This is a genomic window from Sphingomonas sp. GW822-FHT03G08, from assembly GCF_058801135.1.
In genome coordinates this window covers 3,023,946-3,043,667 of record NZ_JBXAMZ010000001.1, presented here as the reverse complement: position 1 = coordinate 3,043,667, position 19,722 = coordinate 3,023,946, and the positions used below count along the sequence as shown (strand labels likewise).

At 67.5% G+C, this 19,722-nt stretch carries 20 protein-coding genes; 9 read left to right on the top strand and 11 right to left on the bottom strand.

Features of this window, described 5'->3' with window-relative positions:
- Positions 1-19: 19 nt before the first annotated feature.
- Positions 20-1,204 carry an MFS transporter gene (locus AC1RJ5_RS14080; protein ID WP_269573349.1) on the top strand — a complete coding sequence of 395 codons (1,185 nt, stop codon included), beginning with the start codon at positions 20-22 and terminating at the stop codon, positions 1,202-1,204.
- Here AC1RJ5_RS14080 and nhaA read toward each other — a convergent pair.
- The 3 genes from nhaA to AC1RJ5_RS14065 all read right to left on the bottom strand — a co-directional run bounded on the left by nhaA (position 1,105) and on the right by AC1RJ5_RS14065 (position 4,642).
- Positions 1,105-2,286 (bottom strand): Na+/H+ antiporter NhaA, encoded by a 1,182-nt coding sequence (nhaA, locus tag AC1RJ5_RS14075; RefSeq protein ID WP_493113874.1) that lies wholly within the window; start codon positions 2,284-2,286, stop codon positions 1,105-1,107. The genes AC1RJ5_RS14080 and nhaA overlap by 100 nt on opposite strands.
- Positions 2,283-3,860 carry a lysine--tRNA ligase gene (locus AC1RJ5_RS14070; RefSeq protein WP_493113872.1) on the bottom strand — a complete coding sequence of 526 codons (1,578 nt, stop codon included), beginning with the start codon at positions 3,858-3,860 and terminating at the stop codon, positions 2,283-2,285. Before AC1RJ5_RS14070 ends, nhaA begins: the two co-directional genes overlap by 4 nt.
- 101 nt (positions 3,861-3,961) lie before the next feature.
- Complete coding sequence (locus tag AC1RJ5_RS14065; protein WP_493113870.1) at positions 3,962-4,642, bottom strand: hypothetical protein; 681 nt, start codon at positions 4,640-4,642, stop codon at positions 3,962-3,964.
- Between the two features lie 282 nt (positions 4,643-4,924).
- Between AC1RJ5_RS14065 and AC1RJ5_RS14060 the strand changes: the two genes are divergently transcribed.
- Genes AC1RJ5_RS14060 through AC1RJ5_RS14050 form a run of 3 tightly spaced genes read left to right on the top strand, consistent with a single transcriptional unit; the run spans position 4,925 to position 9,247 of the window.
- Positions 4,925-6,004, top strand: a complete 1,080-nt coding sequence (locus AC1RJ5_RS14060; RefSeq protein ID WP_342249240.1) for a hypothetical protein — start codon at positions 4,925-4,927, stop codon at positions 6,002-6,004.
- Positions 6,001-8,703, top strand: coding sequence for an ATP-dependent DNA helicase (locus AC1RJ5_RS14055; RefSeq protein WP_493113868.1), 2,703 nt, complete (start codon positions 6,001-6,003; stop codon positions 8,701-8,703). Before AC1RJ5_RS14060 ends, AC1RJ5_RS14055 begins: the two co-directional genes overlap by 4 nt.
- A gap of 10 nt (positions 8,704-8,713) precedes the next feature.
- Complete coding sequence (locus AC1RJ5_RS14050; protein WP_269573355.1) at positions 8,714-9,247, top strand: SixA phosphatase family protein; 534 nt, start codon at positions 8,714-8,716, stop codon at positions 9,245-9,247.
- Between the two features lie 4 nt (positions 9,248-9,251).
- Here AC1RJ5_RS14050 and AC1RJ5_RS14045 read toward each other — a convergent pair whose 3' ends face one another.
- From AC1RJ5_RS14045 to rpmF, 5 genes are read right to left on the bottom strand one after another with little or no spacing between them, the layout of a single operon-like run.
- Entirely contained in the window at positions 9,252-9,620 is a 369-nt protein-coding gene (locus AC1RJ5_RS14045; RefSeq protein WP_184163235.1) for a MerR family transcriptional regulator, read from the bottom strand.
- Positions 9,621-9,633: 13 nt separating this feature from the next.
- The gene (locus AC1RJ5_RS14040) at positions 9,634-10,008 is read right to left on the bottom strand and encodes an integration host factor subunit alpha (RefSeq protein WP_184163232.1); all 375 of its coding nucleotides are present in this window, start codon (positions 10,006-10,008) and stop codon (positions 9,634-9,636) included.
- A gap of 39 nt (positions 10,009-10,047) precedes the next feature.
- On the bottom strand, positions 10,048-11,019 hold the full coding sequence (locus tag AC1RJ5_RS14035; protein WP_342249237.1) for a beta-ketoacyl-ACP synthase III: 972 nt from the start codon (positions 11,017-11,019) through the stop codon (positions 10,048-10,050).
- 10 nt (positions 11,020-11,029) lie between these two features.
- On the bottom strand, positions 11,030-12,061 hold the full coding sequence (gene plsX, locus AC1RJ5_RS14030) for a phosphate acyltransferase PlsX (protein ID WP_269573357.1): 1,032 nt from the start codon (positions 12,059-12,061) through the stop codon (positions 11,030-11,032).
- A gap of 40 nt (positions 12,062-12,101) precedes the next feature.
- Positions 12,102-12,281 carry a 50S ribosomal protein L32 gene (rpmF, locus tag AC1RJ5_RS14025; RefSeq protein ID WP_184163223.1) on the bottom strand — a complete coding sequence of 60 codons (180 nt, stop codon included), beginning with the start codon at positions 12,279-12,281 and terminating at the stop codon, positions 12,102-12,104.
- Positions 12,282-12,467: 186 nt separating this feature from the next.
- On the opposite strand from rpmF, the gene AC1RJ5_RS14020 reads away from it, so the two are divergent.
- Positions 12,468-12,896, top strand: coding sequence for an MAPEG family protein (locus AC1RJ5_RS14020; protein ID WP_269573358.1), 429 nt, complete (start codon positions 12,468-12,470; stop codon positions 12,894-12,896).
- A gap of 53 nt (positions 12,897-12,949) precedes the next feature.
- Here the strand turns inward: AC1RJ5_RS14020 and AC1RJ5_RS14015 are convergent, their stop codons facing one another.
- A complete protein-coding gene (locus AC1RJ5_RS14015; protein ID WP_269573359.1) occupies positions 12,950-13,612 on the bottom strand; it encodes an MBL fold metallo-hydrolase in 663 nt (220 codons plus the stop codon).
- Between the two features lie 80 nt (positions 13,613-13,692).
- On the opposite strand from AC1RJ5_RS14015, the gene pabB reads away from it, so the two are divergent.
- Genes pabB through AC1RJ5_RS13995 form a run of 4 tightly spaced genes read left to right on the top strand, consistent with a single transcriptional unit; the run spans position 13,693 to position 17,858 of the window.
- Positions 13,693-15,450, top strand: coding sequence for an aminodeoxychorismate synthase component I (gene pabB, locus AC1RJ5_RS14010; RefSeq protein WP_493113863.1), 1,758 nt, complete (start codon positions 13,693-13,695; stop codon positions 15,448-15,450).
- Between the two features lie 50 nt (positions 15,451-15,500).
- Positions 15,501-16,700 carry a pyridoxal phosphate-dependent aminotransferase gene (locus tag AC1RJ5_RS14005; RefSeq protein ID WP_493113861.1) on the top strand — a complete coding sequence of 400 codons (1,200 nt, stop codon included), beginning with the start codon at positions 15,501-15,503 and terminating at the stop codon, positions 16,698-16,700.
- Positions 16,701-16,726: 26 nt separating this feature from the next.
- Positions 16,727-17,392, top strand: coding sequence for a peptide-methionine (S)-S-oxide reductase MsrA (msrA, locus tag AC1RJ5_RS14000; RefSeq protein WP_184163216.1), 666 nt, complete (start codon positions 16,727-16,729; stop codon positions 17,390-17,392).
- A gap of 1 nt (position 17,393) precedes the next feature.
- Positions 17,394-17,858, top strand: a complete 465-nt coding sequence (locus AC1RJ5_RS13995; RefSeq protein ID WP_269573362.1) for a HEAT repeat domain-containing protein — start codon at positions 17,394-17,396, stop codon at positions 17,856-17,858.
- Here AC1RJ5_RS13995 and AC1RJ5_RS13990 read toward each other — a convergent pair.
- Together AC1RJ5_RS13990 and mgtE are read right to left on the bottom strand one after the other, a co-directional pair.
- Positions 17,855-18,253: a DUF1489 family protein gene (locus AC1RJ5_RS13990; protein WP_269573363.1), complete on the bottom strand. Its 399-nt coding sequence runs from the start codon at positions 18,251-18,253 to the stop codon at positions 17,855-17,857. The genes AC1RJ5_RS13995 and AC1RJ5_RS13990 overlap by 4 nt on opposite strands.
- A gap of 31 nt (positions 18,254-18,284) precedes the next feature.
- Positions 18,285-19,688: a magnesium transporter gene (mgtE, locus tag AC1RJ5_RS13985; protein WP_269573364.1), complete on the bottom strand. Its 1,404-nt coding sequence runs from the start codon at positions 19,686-19,688 to the stop codon at positions 18,285-18,287.
- Between the last annotated feature and the right edge of the window lie 34 nt (positions 19,689-19,722).

Sequence of the window (19,722 nt, the reverse complement as noted above, 5' to 3'; positions counted from 1 at the left end):
CATGGCCACTTGGGCGCCAATGCACGCCCCCACCAGCACCAGCGCACCGACCCATAATGTCGGCCTCGTCCATTTCGCGCTCGCGATGGGCGGCTTTGCCATCGGCACCACCGAGTTCGCAACGATGAGCCTGGTGCCGTACATGGCGCAGGGGCTCGGCATCGACGCGCCTTCGGCCGGCCATGTCATCAGCGCCTATGCGCTGGGCGTGGTGGTTGGCGCGCCGCTGATTGCGGTGGGTGCGGCCAAGCTGTCGCGCCGTTTCACGCTGCTCCTGCTGATGGGCGCCTTCGCCCTGTTCAACACGCTGAGCGCGGCGGCGCCCAATTATCACTGGCTGCTGCTGTTCCGCTTCCTCTCCGGCCTGCCGCACGGTGCCTATTTCGGCATCGCCGCACTGGTCGCCGCTTCGCTGGTGCCGATGAACAAGCGGTCGCAGGCAGTTGGCAGGATGATGCTCGGCCTCACGGTGGCGACGATCCTCGGCGTGCCGCTCGCCAACTGGCTGGGCCAGGCAGTCGGCTGGCGCTGGGGCTTTGTCGTGGTCGGTGTGCTGGCACTGGCGACGGTGGTGCTGGTCGCGGCGCTCGCCCCGCGCGATCCGCCCCAGCATGGCGCGAGCCCGCTCAAGGAGCTCGGCGCGCTCGCCAATGGCCAAGTGTGGCTCACGCTCGGCATCAGCGCGATCGGTTTTGGCGGCATGTTCTGCGTCTACACCTATGTCGCTTCGACCATGCTCGAGGTGACCAAGGCGTCGCCGGCGATGATCCCACTGGTGCTGGCGATCTTCGGCATGGGCGCGACGCTGGGCAGCATCATCGTGCCCAAGTTCGCCGACCGGGCGCTGATGCCCACTGCCGCGGTGCTGCTGCTCGGCAGCGCGGTTGCGCTCGCCTTCTATCCGCTCGCCGCGCATCAGCTATGGAGCATCGCGCTCGATATCTTCGCGATAGGGTTCCTCGGCGCGCTCGGCGCGGTGCTGCAGACCCGGTTGATGGACGTGGCCGGCGAAGCCCAGGGGCTCGCAGCTTCGCTCAACCACTCCGCTTTCAACACCGCCAATGCGCTCGGCCCCTGGCTGGGCGGTCTTGCGATCGCCGCCGGCTATGGCTGGACGTCGACCGGCTGGGTCGGTGCGCTGCTCTCGCTCGGCGGGTTCATGGTGCTGGTGGTAGCGGTGCTGGTCGAGCGCAGGACCAGGTAACCGGCCAGCGCCGACAGGAGCGATCCGGCGAGCACGCCGATCTTCACCTGGTCGGTCAGCACGGCGTTGCCCGGGAAGGCCAGCCCGCCGATGAACAGGCTCATCGTGAAGCCGATGCCGGCGAGCAGCGCCATGCCATAGATTTGCCCCCAGCGCGCATGTGGCTTAGGGGCGATGCCGGCCTTCACCGCCAGCCATATGCTTCCGAACACGCCGACCTGCTTGCCGGCGAACAGCCCGAGCGCGACGGCGAGCGGCAGCGGCGCCAGCAGTGCCTCCCATCCGGGCAGCGCCACGCCCGCATTGGCGAAGCCGAACAGCGGCACGATTCCGAACGCCACCCAGGGGTTGAGCGCATGTTCGAGCTTTAGTCCGGCGGCGCGGGGGATCGCCAGCGCCGCCGCCACGCCCGCGATGGTCGCATGCACGCCGGAGGCGAAGACGCAGAGCCACAGCAGCGCCGCCAGCACCAGATAGGGCCCGAGCCGTGTCACCCGCATGCGGCTGCAGGCGAGCATCGCTGCCAGCACCACGCCCGCGCCGGCCAGCGCGACCAGGTTGAGCTTGGCGGTATAGGCCAGCGCGATGATGATCACCGCGCCCATGTCGTCGACGATCGCGATGGTGGTGAGCAGGAGCTTGAGCGATGCCGGCGCGCGCTTGCCGAGCAGCCCGAGCAGCCCCATCGCAAAGGCGATGTCGGTTGCCGCCGGAATCGCCCAGCCGCGCGTCAGTCCGGGCGCGGAGGCCGTGACGGCGATATAGACCAGCGCCGGCACTGCCATGCCGCTCGCCGCCGCGATCACCGGCAGGGTGCGCTGTGACCAACTGGCGAGCTGGCCCTCGGTGATCTCCGCCTTGATCTCCAGGCCAACGAGCAGGAAGAACACCGCCATCAGCGCGTCGTTCACCCAGCCATGCAGGCTGAGCGGCCCCAGTTCCACGTGGAGCACATGGAAATAATCCGCTGCCAGCGGCGAATTGGCGACGATCAGCGCGCACGCCGATGCCGCCATCAGCACCACGCCGCCCGCCGCCTCGCTCGCGATGAAGGCGCGTGTGGCGGCGGCGATGCGGCTCATGCCTTGGCCAGCGCCTCGGTGATCAGCTTGCGGCTGTTCTCGATCCCGTAGAGCGCGATGAAGCTGCCCATGCGCGGCCCCTGCTCGCTGCCCAGCAGCGTCTCGTAGAGCGCCTTGAACCAGTCGCGGAGGTTCTCGAACGCATCGGTCTTGCCGATCTCGTAGACGATGTTCTGGATATCCTCGGCCGAGGCGTCCTCGGGCAGTTCGGCAAGCTGCGCGTCGAGCTGGCGCAGCGCACCCGCTTCGGCTTCGCTCGGCGCGCGGCGCAGCAGCGTAGGCTCGACGAAGTCCTTCGCGTAGCGGATCGCATAGCCGACCATACGGTCGAGCTCGGGATGGCTCTCCGGCGACAGGTCCGGCGAATAGCGGCGCAGGAAGCCCCAGATCGTCTCGCGATTGCCCACGCCCGGCAGGCTGACCAGGTTGAGCAGCAGCCCGAAGGTCACCGGCAGCGTTTCGGCCGGCACCTTGCCTCCATGGATATGGTGGACCGGGTTGCCCAGCTTCTGCGCGATCTCCTGGGTCGGATAGTTGGCGCGGAACTGCCAATATTCCTCGATCGCGCGCGGGATCAGCCCCAGGTGCAGCGACTTCGCCTTCTTGGGCTCGCGATAGATGTAGAAGGCCAGGCTCTCGTCCGGCCCGTAGGTCAGCCATTCCTCAATGGAGAGACCGTTGCCCTTCGACTTGGAGATCTTCTCGCCCTTGGCGTCGAGGAACAGCTCGTAGATCAGCCCCTCGGGGCGCCTGCCGCCCAGCACCTGGGTGATCTTGCCGCTCTGCACGCCGCTGTCGATCAGATCCTTGCCGTACATCTCATAATCAACGCCGAGAGCCGCCCAGCGCATGCCCCAGTCGGGCTTCCACTGAAGCTTGGCCTGGCCGCCGAAGATCGACTGCTCGATCGTCTCGCCTTCATCCTCGAAGCGGATGATGCCGGCCTCGGCATCGATCACTTCCACCGGCACCTGCAGCACGACGCCGCTTTTCGGGCTCACCGGCAGCACCGGCGAATAGGTCGCCTGGCGCTCGGCGCGCAGCGTCGGCAGCATCACGTCCATGATCGCCTGGTAGTTGCGCAGCACCTTGCGCAGCGTCTCGTCGAAGCGGCCCGAGCCATAATAGTCGGTCGAGGACGCGAATTCATACTCGAAGCCGAAGCGATCGAGGAATTCGCGCAGCATCGCGTTGTTGTGCGCGGCGAAGCTTTCGAACTTCTCGAACGGATCCGGGATGCGCGACAGCGGCTTGCCGAGATGCTCGGCGAGCAGCGCCTGGTTCGGCACATTGTCCGGCACCTTGCGCAGGCCGTCCATGTCGTCGCTGAACGCGATCAGCCGCGTCTTGTTGCCGGTCATCTCCTCATAGGCGTGGCGCACCATGGTGGTGCGCAGCACTTCCTGGAAGGTGCCGATATGCGGCAGGCCCGAGGGGCCGTAGCCGGTCTCGAACAGCACGGGCGAACCGTCGGGCTTGCCCTGCGGATAGCGTTTCACCAGCTTGCGCGCTTCTTCGTAGGGCCAGGCCTTGGACTCGAGCGCAGCTGCGCGCAGGATAGCATCGTCTGTCATGATGGGTCGCGCGTGCGCGAACGGGCGGGTTTTTGCAAGTTTCCTGGGAGCACGAGGCCGCAAATCCGGCCTCTCCGCTAGGGAAGAGGCCGGAAGCGCCTTCAGGCGAAGACCCGGTCCTGCGGGCACAATATGCCCGCCGACACGGTCAGGTTCGTCCAGCGATAGTTGAGATAGGCGCCGGAATAATGGTCATCGTTGCTGAAATCGACGTCGCCGCGATAGGTACCCTGCGGGATCGGGTCGTTGCTGTCGCTGCGGACGATCATGAACTGGTACATCAGGTCCCATAGCAGCCACACCCGGGTGCCCGAGGCGGGCGGCTGGATGGTGAACTGGGTGGTGGTCTTTTGCAGGTCGTTGATCGTCACCGAATGCGAAAGCGTCGCGCTCAGGCTGGCGCTGAGCCCGCCGCCCGAAAAGCCCATCTGCGCGGTGATCGATTCGGTGTCGGTGGTCGAGATGCCATGGTCATATTCCCAGCTCTTCTGCAGCTGGGTGCCGGGGGAGAGATGGGTGAAGGTGCCGGGCACCATCTTCCAATATTTGCGCAGCACGAACTGGCGCGCCACCGGCGCGCTGCCGTCCCACCAATTGTTGAGCCGCGGCGCGCCGTCGCCGCTTTCCTGGTCCCAGACATTGTCCTGATAGTCGGCGTTGTCCGCATCTGCATAGATGATCAGGTTGCGCGTGGACCGGACCATTTCGACGGGGTCGGTCTGCGAAGGCGGCGACCAGTTCAGGCTGTCGATGGTCGGGAACGCGGGAAGTGTATCAGGCATGACAAGTCTCCACGATGAAAGGATGGTTGAATCTTTTCTTTTGTGGGAGCGCCGGAATCCGAATCTCCGGCGGTTTGCGACTGTCGATCGCTAATCGAATTTCGAAGCATTGCCGCAGTCCCATATGGAACTGACTGGAAAAATATTCGAAGTTATCCGAGCATTTACTGAAAACTCCGTGCCGGCATCCGCTCCGGCGCGTCCCCGCGAGAGCGGAGCGAAAAGAATATGCCGCGCTCCCTTCACTTTGGCGGGCAAGCGGCGCTAGAACGAAAGGCGTACATGACCGCGCAACCCGCCCTTCCGGCCAGCCATGGCGACGATCTGCCCGGGCCGGCCCTTTGGGAGGGGCACAGCTCGCGCAGCGCCGCGCTGGCGTTCTGGTTGCCGCCGTTCATCGCGCTGGGGCTGTTCGCCGGCGGCTGGCTGGCTGCCGGGCTCATGCCGCGGATTCCCGGCACTTCGCAGTTGCAGATCGGCGGGCAAAGCTTCCCGCTCGACGATCAAACCGCCGCCGCGGTCAGCTGGGGTGCCATTGGGCTCGTCCTGCTGGTCCTGGGGCTTGCCCTTGGGGCGATCCTGTTGACGATCGTACGGAGTGGCAACCAGCTCTACCGCGTCGATGGGCAGGCGGCGGAAAGCCGTTTCGATGGCATGACCGATCGGATCGCGATCGCCGATATCCGCCGTGTCATCGTGCACGGCTATGGCGCCTGGCACCGGGTGCGCATTGTCGGCAGCAACCGGCAGCGGATTCTCATGCTGCTCGGCAGCCGCGACGCCGCGCGGGTGCTGACCGCGTTGCGCGGGCTGGGCGTCGAATGCGGTGCGCTCGATGCGATCGAGCAGCCCGCCGAAATCGACACGCTCCTCCCCGGCGAGTCGGTGCGATGGCGCGGGCGGCCCGGCCTCGCCTCGTTCGATACCGGCCGTGCCTTCCTGCTGTTCGCGGTTTGCCTGCCGCTGCTCTTCTTCCTTGGCGCGCAATGGATGATCTGGAGCGCGGAGCCCATGGTGATCGTCGGCCTGTTCTTCTCCTGCATGACATTCTGCCTGTTCGGCTATCTCGCGCTCTATGTGCTCGCTGTCTTTCATGAGCGGCTGCGCGCCTGGTTCTTCGACCTGTTCGGCACGGTGGTGGTGACCGATCGCCGCATCGCCTGGGCGGTTCCCCTGTCCGGGCACTTCTACCGCGATCTCGCCTTTGCCGAGCTGATCGAGGCCGCGATCGTCGAGCGCAAAGGCCGCCGCGCCTGGGTCGCGCTCACCATCCGCACCAGGGATGACGTGCGCCACGAGGATCTGCGCGGCCTGCCCGATGCCGATCGCTTCCTCGCCGTGTTGCGGCCGGGCGCGCAATGACCCTGCCCTATCCCGCCCTCCACGCCAGCCATGGCGGCGTCTGGATCGCGACGCCCGACGGTGATTGCCGCGCGATCAGCCGGGGCGAGGCGATCCGCATCGCCGCCGATACGCCGGTGATCCTGCTCAACGCCCCGCTGATCGGCCAGCGGCTCGGCTATGCCGATCTGTCCGGCCTCGATCTGCTCGAGCTGTTCGCCTTTCTCCATCCCGCACGCTTCATGGTGCCCACGCCCAAGGGGCTGGCGCGCGCCTCCGGGCTCGAAGCGCCCATGAATGACGCCGACATCGCCCCCTTCCTGCGCGCCGCGGCGGCGAAGCTGCTGGCGGTCACCGAAGGCGATTGGCCCGAGCGCGAAGGCGCCTGGAACGCAGTGCAGTCGTTGTTCCGGCTGCGCTGGCCCTGGGCGCCCGCGCTCAGCCAGCGGCTGGCCAAGCCCGCCCAGGCCGAGCGCTGGCTGTTCTCCAGGCTGCCCGAATGGACCGAGCAGCCGCCCCGCGTCGCGCCGCGCACCGTCACGCTCAGCGATTCGGACGTCGCCGACCGCCTGGCGCGTCTTACGGGCAGCGGTGCCGAGCAGCGCCAGGGCCAGCGCGACTATGCCGCCGCCGCGGCCGGCGCCTTCGCTCCGCGCGACATGCGCGAATCGCCGAATCTGGTGCTGGCCGAAGCGGGCACTGGCATCGGCAAGACGCTCGGCTATCTCGCCCCCGCCTCGCTCTGGGCCGAGCAGGCCGGTGGCGCGGTCTGGGTCTCCACCTTCACCAAGGCGCTGCAACGCCAGCTCGGCCATGAGGGCGAGCGGCTGGTCGCTGATCCCGAGCAACGCAAGAAGAAGATCGTCACCCGAAAAGGGCGCGAGAACTACGTCTGCCTGCTCAATCTCGAGGATGCGCTGCAGGGCGGATTCGCGGGCCGTGCGGCGATCCTCGCGCAGCTGGTCGCGCGCTGGGCGGCCTATACCGCCGATGGCGACATGGTCGGCGGCGACTTGCCGGGCTGGCTTCCCACCCTGTTCCGCCGCAACGGCTCGACCGCGCTCACCGATCGGCGCGGCGAATGCATCTATGCCGGTTGCCCGCATTACCGGAAATGCTTCATCGAGCGCGCCGCCCGCGCCTCGGCGGACGCGGACATCGTCATCGCCAACCATGCGCTGGTGATGGTCAACGCGGCGCGCGGCCGCGAGACGGCGAGCCGCCCGACCCGCTATGTCTTCGACGAGGGACATCATCTGTTCGATGCGGCCGACGCGATGTTCGCCGCCGCGCTGACGGGGCAGGAAGCGATCGAGATCCGCCGATGGGTGACCGGTCCCGAATCGGGTTCGCGCGGCCGGCGCCGGGGTCTCGCCGCCCGCCTTTCCGACGTTGCCGGCTATGACGAGGAAGGCGGGCGCGCGATTGCCGAGGCGGTCAATGCCGCGCAGGCGCTGCCCAGCGACGGCTGGCTGCAGCGCCTGAACGAGGGCGAGCCCTTCGGCCCGGTCGAGCATCTCCTCGCCGCGGTGCGCGGGCTGGTCTATGCGCGGGACGTCAATGGCGCGGCCGAAGCGGGCTATGGCCTGGAGACCGAACTGGCCGAGCCCGATGCGGCGCTGGTCGAGGCTGCAGGTCCTGCCGGCGAAGCGCTCGACGCGCTGCTTCGCCCGCTCGTCCATCTCGGTCGCCGGCTCGAAGCGGTGCTTACCGAGGCGCCCGACTGGATGGATGGCCCGGCGCGTGCCCGGATCGAAGGCGCGGTCGCGTCGCTCGGCTGGCGTGCCGACACTGTCGGCGCCTGGCTCGCGCTGATCGCCCGGATCGGCGGCCCTGCCGATTCGGCCTTTGTCGACTGGCTGGCGGTCGATCGGGTCGAGGGGCGCGAATATGATATCGGCCTGCACCGCCACTGGCTCGATCCCTCCAAGCCCTTTGCCGAGACGGTGCTCAAGCAGGCGCATGGCGCGCTGATCACCTCGGCGACGCTGCGTGCCGGGGGCGACTGGGACGTGGCCGAGGCCCGGTCGGGTGCGGTCCATCTGATCCGTCCGCCTCAGCGCTTCTCGGCGGTCAGCCCGTTCAACTATGCCGACCAGGCCGAAGTGCTGATCGTCACCGATGTGAAGCGGGGCGACACCGCCGCGCTCGCCAATGCCTATGCCCGGCTAGTGGTCGCGGCCGAGGGCGGCACGCTCGGGCTGTTCACCGCGATCCGGCGCCTGCGCGCCGTTCATGCCCGCATCGCCGACCGGCTGGCGCGCGAGGGGCTGCCTTTGCTCGCCCAGCATGTCGATCCGATCGATACGGGCACGCTGGTCGATATCTTTCGCGACGATCCGCGTGCCTCGCTGCTCGGCACCGATGCGCTGCGCGATGGGGTGGACGTGCCCGGCGATTCGCTGCGGCTGGTGGTGATGGAGGGGATTCCCTGGCCCAAGCCGAGCGTACTCCATGCCGCGCGGCGCCTCGCCGGGGGCGGCACCGCCTATGACGACCGTATCGTGCGTGCGCGCCTCGCCCAGGCGTTCGGCCGGCTGATTCGCCGCGCGGACGATCGCGGCACCTTCGTGCTGCTCTCCGCCGCCAGCCCGTCGCGCCTGCTCGATGCCTTTCCGCCGGGCACGCGGGTGACGCGCGCCACGCTGGATCAGGCAGTTGATCGCGTCCGGCTTTCCTTGGCGTCAAAGCTGGGGCAAGAGGCCCCCGCGAACGCCTGACGGGGAATCCATGAAGACGCTCACGCTGCTCCGCCATGCCAAGTCCGGATGGGACGATCCGGTCGCCCGCGATTTCGATCGGCCGCTCAATCCCAAGGGCCAGCGCGCCGCCGCGATGATGGGCCGGCACCTCAGGGCCGAGGGGCTGGCCTTCGACCATGTCCTCGCCTCGCCTGCGGTGCGGGTTGTCGAGACGCTGGCGCAGGTCGCCACCGGCTATGGCAGCGATCTCGCCCCGCACTGGGACCAGCGCCTCTACCTCGCCTCGGCGGCGACGCTGCTGGATCTCGTCCACGAGCTGCCCGCCGGCGCCGATTCGGTTCTGGTCTCAGGCCATAATCCGGGGCTGGAGGAGCTGGTGCTGCTGCTCTCGGCCGATAGTGATCTGCGCCTTTCGGTCGAGCAGAAATACCCCACGGCGACCCTGGCCGAGATGCGCTTCGACGTGGCGGACTGGGGCGATGTGAAGCCCGGCAAAGGCGCGCTGGTCCGCTTCACCCGTCCGCGCGACCTCGATCCGACCCTGGGGCCGGATTACAACTGAGCTTCTAGCTGCCGTCCTCGTCCAGCGCCTGGCTGAGCGAATCGCGCACGGCCTTCAACCCCTGCTTGTCGACGGTGGCGCCCGGCGTGGCGGTGCCGGCGGCGGCCCGCGCTACCTTGGTGCCCTTCTCCGCCGCGAGCAGCTTCTGCACGCCGCGGATCGTATAGCCCTGGTTGGAGAGCAGGTCGTGGATCCGTCGCACCAGCGCGACATCCTCGGCGCGGTAGTAACGGCGATTGCCCGCCCGGGTGAGCGGGCGGAGCTGGGGGAAGCGCGTTTCCCAGTAGCGAAGGATGTGTTGGGGGCGCCCGATTTCCTGGGCGAGCTCCCCTATCGTCCGTAGCGCGCCAGCAGCCTTTTCGGCCCCCGGCATGGGCTAATCCCCCTCAGCTCGCCGAGACGATGCGGTCGCGCATCATCTGGCTTGCACGGAAGGTGAGGACTCGGCGCGGCGCGATCGGCACTTCGACGCCGGTCTTGGGGTTGCGACCGACGCGCTCGCCCTTGTCACGCAGAATGAAGCTGCCGAAGCCCGAGATCTTGACGTTCTGCCCCTCGGCCAGCGCCTCGCACATATGGCTGAGGATCTGCTCGACGAGGCGCGCGGCATCGGCGCGCGAAAGGCCCACCTCCCGGTGCAGCGATTCGGCTAGATCGGCTCTGGTCAGCGTTCCCGCGGCCGTCATTCGGCAACTCCCCCTTGAGTTGATCTCTGTCGAGTCTGTCCTATCAGATTGTTTCGACACAGCAAACGGGAACATTGAGGTTCCGCAACGAATATCTGCGATTTTTCGCAGCTATCAGAAACGGACGACCGCCGCGCCCCAGGTAAAGCCACCGCCCATCGCTTCCAGAACCAGCAGGTCTCCTTGGCGAATACGCCCGTCGCGCACCGCGGTGTCAAGCGCGAGCGGAACCGAAGCGGCGGAGGTATTGGCATGCTGGTCGACCGTGACGATCACCTTCTCGGCCGGCAGGTCGAGCTTGCGCGCGGTCGCATCGAGGATGCGGGCATTGGCCTGGTGCGGCACTACCCAGTCGACGTCGCTCGGCTTGAGCCCGGCCAGCGCCAGCGATTCCTGCATCACCGACGCGAGGTTGACCACGGCGTGGCGGAACACCTCGCGCCCCTTCATCCGCAGCTTGCCCACGGTCTGGGTGGTCGAGGGCCCGCCATCGACATAGAGCATGTCGTTGTAGCGGCCATCGGCATGGAGCTTGGTCGCCAGGATGCCGCGCCCGCCCTCGTCGGCGCTGTCCTGCGCCTCGAGCACGATCGCGCCGGCGCCGTCGCCGAACAGCACGCACGTCGCGCGGTCTTCCCAGTCGAGGATGCGGCTGAACGTCTCGGCGCCGATCACCAGCGCCCGCTTGTGGACGCCGGCGCGCAGCATCGAATCGGCGACCTGCACCGCATAAAGGAAGCCAGAGCAGACGGCGGCGACGTCGAACGCCACGCAATCGTCGATCGCCAGAAGCGCCTGCACCTTGGTGGCGGTGGCGGGGAAGGTCTGGTCCGGCGTCGCGGTGGCGAGCACGATCAGGTCGATATCGGCGGCGGCGATGCCGGCGCTGGCCAGCGCGGCCTTGCTCGCCTCGGCCGCCAGCGTGCCGGTGGTTTCGTCGGGTGCCGCGATATGGCGGAAGCGGATGCCGGTGCGCTCGACGATCCACTCGTCGCTCGTATCCACTTCCTGGGCGAGTTCGGCGTTGGAAACGCGGCGGGGCGGCAGGGCGGAGCCAGTGCCGATGATGACGGAACGCAGGGTCATCTTGTTGTGTCTACGCCGCCTTTGCTTCGAAGTTCCCGAGATCCTCGGCGATGCGCCGGTTGAGATCGTCGCGCAGCATCTTCGCCGCGAAGCCGATCGCGGTATCGACGCCGAGTTCGTTGGCGCTGCCATGGCTCTTCACGACGATGCCGTTCAGGCCGAGGAAGACCGCGCCATTATGATTGTTGGGATCGAGGTGCGTGCGCAGCAGCTCGGTCGCCGGCTTGGAGATCAGGAAGCCGATCTTCGAGCGGGTCGAGCTGGAAAAGGCGCGCTTGAGCAAGTCCGCGACGAATCGGGCGGTGCCTTCCACCGTCTTCAGCGCGATGTTGCCCGAGAAACCGTCGCAGACGATCACGTCGACATCACCGCGCGAAAGCTTGTTGCCTTCGATGAAGCCCTGGAAATCGAGGCGGAGATGATCGGCCTTGCGCAGCTCGGCCGCGGCTTCGCGGATCGAGTCGGTGCCCTTCATGTCCTCGGTGCCGATGTTGAGCAGCGCGACCCGCGGGTTCTGCAGGTCGAGCGCGGTGCGCGCATAGGCGGCACCCATCACGGCGAACTGGACGAGGTTGCGGGCGTCGACTTCGGTGTTGGCGCCCAGGTCGAGCATCACCGTGTCGTTCTCGCCCAGAGTCGGCATCAGCGCGGCGAGTGCCGGCCGGTCGATCCCCGGCATGGTGCGCAGGGAGAGCTTGGCCATCGCCATCAGCGCGCCGGTATTGCCCGAAGAGACGGCGGCGCCCGCCTGCCCCTTCTTCACCAGGTCGATGGCGATTCCCATCGAGGTGGTCTTGGCACGCCGAATCGACGCGCTCGGCTTCTCTTCCGAGGCGACGACGTCCGGTGCATGGACGATTTCGGAGGCGGCCGTCAGGTTCGGGTGGTTCTTCAGACCCTCGCGGATCTGCGCCTCGTCTCCGACGAGGATGAACTCCATGCCCTCGAATCGGCGGCGCGCGCGCGCGACACCGGCGAGCATGACCGCAATTCCCTCGTCACCGCCCATCGCATCGACGGCGATTCGAGAGGAATTCGTCATACCCGCATGCCCCCGCGCATCTCAGCCCGATCGTTGCCGATCAGTCTTCGGCCGAGACGATCTCACGGCCGTTATAGTGGCCGCACGAACCGCACAGCACGTGCGGACGCTTCAGCTCGCCACAGTTCGGGCATTCCTGGAACGCCTGCGGAACCAGAGCGTCATGAGAGCGACGCATGCCACGCCGCGACGGCGTAGTCTTTCTCTTGGGAACGGCCATTTCGGCACCTTCTAACGAAACAAAAGTCAAAATCGCGATACGCCCGCACGGCCCAGCGGGCAAGCGACGGAAGCTCCGGCGCTCGCCGGACCAGCGGACGGTCACGAAAGCGAGTGCGCGCCTATAGCGATTCTTGCGGGCGACGCAAGGGAGTGTAGGAGGAACCCTCTGGAGGGGACACCTTATATGATCATCCTGCCCGTTACGCTCTGCACCGCCGGTGCCGCCGCCGTGGTCAATTTCTGGCTCGCGCTGCGAATCAGCCGGCTGCGACTCGCAGAAAAGGTCTTCATCGGCGATGGCGGCGACGATCGGCTCGTCCGCCGCATGCGCGCCCAGCTCAATTTCGCCGAATATGTCCCGCTGATTCTCGTCCTGCTCGCGCTGGTCGAGCTGGCGAGTGGCCCCAGCATCTGGCTGTGGGGTGTCGGCTTCGCGCTGATTCTCGGCCGCGTCCTCCACGCCTTCGGCATGGACGGCTGGGGCCTGGGCCGCCGAATCGGCATCGTACTCACCCTGCTGACCATGCTCGGCCTCGCCGGCTACGGCATCTATATCGGTAGCCAGTACCGCGAAGCGCCGGTGACCGTGTTCAAGGTCGGTCCGAAGAGCTGAGCCTTTCTGCTTCGTCATCCTGAAGCGCGTTCAGGGTGACGAAGGATTTTGGATCACCCTCGTGCCAGCACCGAATCGGCCACGAACGGATTCGTCTTTCGTTCGTGCCCGAAATTGCTCAGCGGCCCGTGGCCGGGGACGAAGGTGGTGTCGTCCCCCAGCGGCCACAGCCGCTGCACGATCGCGTCGAGCAGGTCCTGGTGGTTGCCCAGCGGGAAGTCGGTGCGACCGATCGATCCCTGGAACAGCACGTCGCCCACCGTCGCGAACTTCGATTCGGGGTGGTGGAACACGACATGGCCCGGCGTGTGGCCGGGGCAGTGATAGACGTCGAGGGTCAGGTTGCCGACCGTCACCTGGTCGCCCTGCTCCAGCCAGCGGTCCGGCTCGAACACGGTGCCGCGGATGCCGTATTTCCGGCCATCCTCGTCGAGCCGCGCGATCCAGAAGCGGTCGGCCTCGTGCGGCCCTTCCAGCGGCACGCCCAGTTCCTTGGCGAACTCGCCGGCCGCGCCGCAATGATCGATATGGCCGTGCGTGACGAGGATCTTCTCGATCGTCACCCCCGCCTGCTTCGCTGCCGCGCGCAGCTTGTCCAGGTCGCCGCCCGGATCGACGAATGCGCCGCGCATCGTCTCGGTGCACCACAGGAGCGTGCAATTCTGCTGGAGCGGGGTGACCGGGATCACCGCGGCGCGCATCGGGGGATTTGCCATGGCGCGGAGATAGGCCGCGGTGCCCCGCGCCGCAACACGGGCTTGCCGTCGGTGCGAAGCGGCTGCATGCGGGGCACGGCATGACCCTGCCCGATACTCCTTTCGTCCTGCTCGACGATGCCCGGCCCGGTGGCGCCGGCGCCCGGCTGTTCCACACGCCGCAGGGCGCGGTGCGCGCCGATTCGCCGGAGGAGGTGAAGCGCGCCTTCCAGCAGATGCAGCTCTGGTTCGATCACGGCTTCCATCTCGCCGGCTTCTGTTCCTACGAAGCCTCGCCGGGGATCGAGCCGCACGCCCGGGTCCAGCGCGGCGAAGGGCCGTGCATGTGGTTCGGCATCTTCCCGCATGCCGAGCGCGTCGATGCCGAAGCTTTGCTTCCCGATCCGGCGGGGGCCTGGGCGGGGGCACCGGTGCCGCGGATCGACAGTGCCGCCTATCGCGGCCAGTTCGATCGCGTCGCCGACTATATCCAGGCGGGCGATATCTATCAGGCCAACCTCACCTTCCGCGCCGATGTGCCCTTCGCCGGCCACCCGGCCGCGCTCTACGCGCTGATCCGCCGCCGCGCCGCCGCCGGGCACAGCGCGCTGGTCTTCACCGGCAGCGAGTGGGTGCTGTCCTTCTCGCCCGAGCTGTTCTTCGAGTATAATGAGGACGGGGACGGCATCACCGTACGTCCGATGAAGGGCACCGCGCGGCGCGGCGCGACTCCGGCCGAGGACGACGCGATCGCCGCCGCGCTGGCCGCCGATCCCAAGCAGCGCGCCGAGAATCTGATGATCGTCGATCTGATGCGCAACGATCTCACGCGCCTCGCCCAGCCGGGCACGGTGAAGGTGCCGTCGCTGTTCCAGGTCGAGCGCTACCCGACCGTCCACCAGATGGTTTCCACCGTCACCGCCTATCCCTCGGGCGATGCCGGGCCGGTCGAGGTGCTGGCGGGGCTCTTCCCCTGTGGCTCGGTCACCGGCGCGCCCAAGCTGCGCGCGATGCAGGTGATCGCCGAGGTCGAGCAGGGGCCGCGCGGCATCTATACCGGGGCGATCGGCGCGATCGCGTCGGACGGCGACGCCAGTTTCAACGTGGCTATCCGCACATTGACGATAGATCAGGGGGCGACAAGCGCGGTGCTCGGGTTAGGATCGGGCGTGGTCGCTGATTCGAACGCCCTGGAGGAATGGGACGAGTGCCTCGCCAAGGGCGCCTTCGTCACGGCCGGCGAACAGCCCTTCGACCTGATCGAGACGATGCGATTCGATCCGCTTGCCGGGCTGGTGCTGCTCGAGCGGCATCTGGCGCGGATGAAGGAGAGCGCCCGCGTCTTCGGTTTCGAGTTCGACCGGCACGAGGCGCGCAACGAGCTGCAGGCGGCGACCTTCCGCCTGCGCGCGCCGGCGCGGGTGCGGCTGCTGCTCGCGCCGTCGGGCGCCATCGCGATCGGCATCGCGCCGCTGCCCGAAGCGCCCGCCACCCCGGTGCAGGTGGCGATTCAGCCCCGCAAAGTCGCGCGGGACGACTTCCGCCTGGCCCACAAGACCAGCCGCCGCGGCTTCTATGACGATGCGCGGCGCGAATCCGGTGCCTGGGAAGTGGTGTTCACCGACGACCAGGGCTTCCTGACCGAGGGCAGCTTCACCTCGATCTTCGTCGAGCGCGGCGACATGCTGGTCACCCCGCCGCTCGCCCGCGGCCTGCTGCCGGGGGTGCTGCGCGCCGAGCTGATCGAGAGCGGCCGCGCGGTCGAGGGGGATCTCACCCCGGCCGATCTCCAGGGCGGCTTCTATGTCGGCAATGCGCTGCGCGGATTGGTTTCAGCCGTAACGGTTGCGAAAGCCTAGAACGCGGTCCTATAGGCCCGGCGTCTCCCCTCCCGGAAAAGGCGCCATTCATGCAGACCTCGGCCGCGCTCAATCGTATCCAGCCCTCCGCCACGCTCGCGATGACGAGCAAGGTGTTCGAGCTGAAGCGCCAGGGGATCGACGTGATTGGCCTCGGCGCCGGCGAGCCCGATTTCGATACGCCCGATTTCGTCAAGGAAGCCGCGATCGAAGCGATCCGCGCGGGCAAGACCAAATATACCAATGTCGATGGCACGCCCGAGCTGAAGCAGGCGATCATCGCAAAGTACGGCCGCGACAACGGCCTCGCCTATGCCGAGAACCAGATCAGCGTGAACTCGGGCGGCAAGCACACCCTGTTCAACGCCTTCTGCGCGACGATTGACGCGGGCGACGAAGTCGTGATCCCGGCGCCCTATTGGGTCAGCTATCCCGACGTGGTCGAGTTCGCCGGCGGCAAGCCGGTCTTCATCTCGGCCGGCGCCGAGCAGGGCTACAAGATCAAGCCCGAGCAGCTCGATGCGGCGATCACCGCCAGGACCAAGTGGGTCGTGCTCAACTCGCCGTCGAACCCGACCGGCGCTGCGTACAGCGCGGCCGAGCTTCGCGCGATCGGCGAGGTGCTCGAGCGGCACCCGCATGTGCTGATCTATGCCGACGACATGTATGAGCACATCCTCTACGACGGCTTCGAATTCGCCACGATCGCGCAGGTCTGCCCGTCGCTCTACGATCGCGTGCTGACCGCCAACGGCGTGTCCAAGGCCTATGCGATGACCGGCTGGCGCATCGGCTATGCGGGCGGTCCGGCATGGCTGATCAAGGCCATGGGCAAGCTCCAGTCCCAGTCGACCTCCAACCCGTGCAGCATCTCGCAGGCGGCTTCGGTAGCGGCGCTGAACGGGGATCAGAGCTTCCTCAAGGACCGCGTCGCCGCCTTCCAGGGCCGCCGCGATCTCGTCGTGTCGATGCTCAACCAGATCAACGGCATGACCTGCCCGCGTCCGGAAGGCGCCTTCTACGTCTATCCCGAGTTCAGCCAGCTGATCGGCAAGACCACGCCCAAGGGCCAGGTGATCACCACCGACGAGGAAATGGTCGGCTATCTGCTCACCGAGGCGCGGGTCGCGGCGGTGCACGGCGCGGCCTTCGGCTTCTCGCCGGCGCTGCGGATCAGCTACGCGACGTCGGACGCGCTGCTCACCGAGGCGTGCGGCCGAATCCAGGAAGCGTGCGCGGCCTTGCGCTGAGGGCGAACAAGCCCGACATTGCGGTCATGCTGAAATGGTCGCTTCCCGCTGCCGCGCTCCTTGGAGCCGCGCTGTTCGTTGCCCCTGCGCTTTCGACGGCGGGCGTCGTCGAGCGTGCCGTTCCCGTACCGGTCCCCACGCTCGACGTGAAACCAAGCAAGGGCGAACAGGTCGCGGTGCTGGCGGGCGGCTGCTTCTGGGGCATGGAAGCGGTCTTCCAGTCGGTGAAGGGCGTCCATTCGGTGACCAACGGCTATGCGGGCGGCACCGCGCAGACCGCGACCTATCGCCAGGTGTCGACCGAGCGCACCGGCCATGCCGAGGCGGTGCGCATCGCCTATGATCCGCGCAAGGTCAGCTACGGCACGCTGCTGCGCGTCTATTTCTCGGTGGCGCACGATCCGACCCAGCTCAACCGCCAGGGCCCGGATCGCGGCCCCAGCTATCGCTCGGCGATCTTCCCGCAGGACGAGGACCAGCGCCGCGTCGCCGCCGCCTATATCGACCAGCTGACCAAGGCCAGGTCCTTCGCCCGGCCGATCGTCACGAAGCTGGAGACGGGCACTTTCTATCCGGCCGAAGCCTATCACCAGGACTTCTTCTGGCGGAACCCGACGCACCCCTACATCGTGCGCTGGGACAAGCCGAAAGTGGCGGCGTTCCGCAACGCCTATCCGCTGCTGGTGAACTGAGATGGCGAAGGGCGAGCGCTACGAGCCTTCGTCCGCCCTGCTCAAGGCGATCCTCGCCGAGGAGCAGGCGCTTGCCGACGATGCCAATCTCGAACAGGTCATCGCACTGACCCGCGATGACGATGCATCGAACCGCGACTGGGCGACCATGCTGCTCGCCCAGGAGGAGATCGATACGCCGGCCGTTCGCGAGGCGCTGTTCCGCGCTGCGTCGGACGAGGAGGATGTGATTCGCGGAGAGGCCATGCTCGGTCTGGCGATCCGCGATCCCGAGATCGCCCTGCCGCTGGTGCAGGAGGCGCTCGGCGGGGAAAGCGTGTGCGCGCCGATGCTCGAGGCCGCGCTGCTGTGCGCGCACCCCTCGCTGATCGGGGATCTCCGCATATGGGCGGAGCCTTCGGACATGCCGCTTCTGGACGACCTCGCCGGCGAAGCGCTCGCCGCCTGCGAGAAGATCACGAACTAGATCAGCCCCAGCCCCGCCAGCTGGCCCATCAGTGCCGGCGGAAGTTCCTCCATCCCTGCCCCGGCCTCGCCCAGGTCGGGTGGCGCGTCCGTCCCTTCGAGATAGCGCCAGCCCTGGTGGGCACGCTTGGGGCGGTTGGCGACCAGGATCAGCCGCGGTTCCATCAGGATCGCGGTGCGCCCGCCTTCGGCTTCGCCGAATCCGACGATCGGGGTGCGGCCGACCAGCTGGTGCTTGAGGATCCAGAACAGCGATCCCTCGCCGCCGATCTCCTCATGGCGCTTGGGCAGGTAGCGGGTGGTCAGCCCCCAGACGTCGCCGCGCGAAGCGAGGCGCTGGGCGAGATAGTCTACGGAGTCGCAGCCAAAGGCGACCTTGGTCAGATGGAGTGGCACGGCGCTAATCTGGGCGTTCGGCCCGCCCCAATCAACCGACCAGCCCGCTCGCGCTGGCCAGGCCCAGAAAGGCGAGGAACCCCATCGAGTCGGTGGTCATCGTCACGAAGATCGAGCTGGCCACCGCGGGATCGGCCTTGAGCCGGTCGAGCGTGACCGGGACGACCACGCCGGCAAGCCCCGCGATGAAGATGTTGGTCATCATCGCCGCCGCGATCACCCCGCCCAGCGCCGCATGGTGATAGAACAGCCCCACCGCCGTGCCGATCACACAGGCGACGGTCACGCCGTTGAGCAGCGCGATCGAGATCTCGCGCTGGATCGCGCGCAGCGTGTTCGACTGGGTCAGCTGGTTGGTGGCGAGTGCGCGCACCGTCACCGCCATGGTCTGGGTGCCGGCATTGCCGCCCACGCCGGCGACGATCGGCATCAGCGCCGCCAGCGCGACCATCTTCTGGATCGTGCCTTCGAACAGGCTGATGATCGTCGCAGCCACCAGCGCGGTGAGCAGGTTGGTCAGCAGCCAGCGGACGCGGCCCTTGTACGAGTCGATCACCGGCTCGTTGATGTCGCCTTCGCCGGCGCCGGAGAGCAGCAACGCGTCCTCGCCGGCTTCCTCGGAGATGATGTGGACGATGTCGTCCACCGTGATCATGCCGACCAGGCGGCCGCTCGGATCGACCACGGCGGCGGAGATCAGCGCGTATTTCTGGAAGCGCAGCGCCACTTCCTCCTGGTCCATGTCGACCGGGATCAGCGTCTGCTCGCGCTTCATCACATCGCCCATCGAGACGACGCGCGGCGTGCGCAGCACCCAGGAGAGCTGGCAGGTGCCGACCGGCTTGTGGCCCGGGTCGACCACGAAGATCTCCCAGAAATCGGTGGTGAGGTCCTCGTTCTTGCGGAGATAGTCGAGGACGTCGCCCACGCTCCAATGCTCGGGCACCGCGATCAGCTCGCGCTGCATCAGGCGGCCGGCGGATTCCTCCGGATAGGAGAGCGCTTCCTCGATCGCGGCGCGGTCGTCGGGGTCCAGCGCGCGCAGCACCTCGCGCTGGTCCTCGACATCCATGTCCTCGATGATCGCGACGGCATCGTCGGTATCGAGCTCGGCCGCGATGTCGGCGACCTGGGTGGCGGTGAGCGACTCGACCAGCGCTTCGCGGACCCAGTCGTTCATCTCGGCCAGCACGTCGCCGTCGATCAGGTCGGCAATGGCGGCGACGAGCGCGGGGCGTTCCTCGGACGGCGCAAGCTCGACCAGGTCGGCGATGTCGGCGGGGTGGAGCGGCTCGGCCAGTTCGTGCGCGCGCGCGGCATCGCCGTCATGGACCGCGTCGAGCACCGCATCGACGAACTCGGGGCGCAGCCGATCATCCTCGTCGAGCTGGGGCTCGGGCGCGCTGTTGTCCGCCTGAAGTTCGGTCTCGCTCACGGTTCGACCTCCCTTGTTCGCCCCTCCTTCGCCG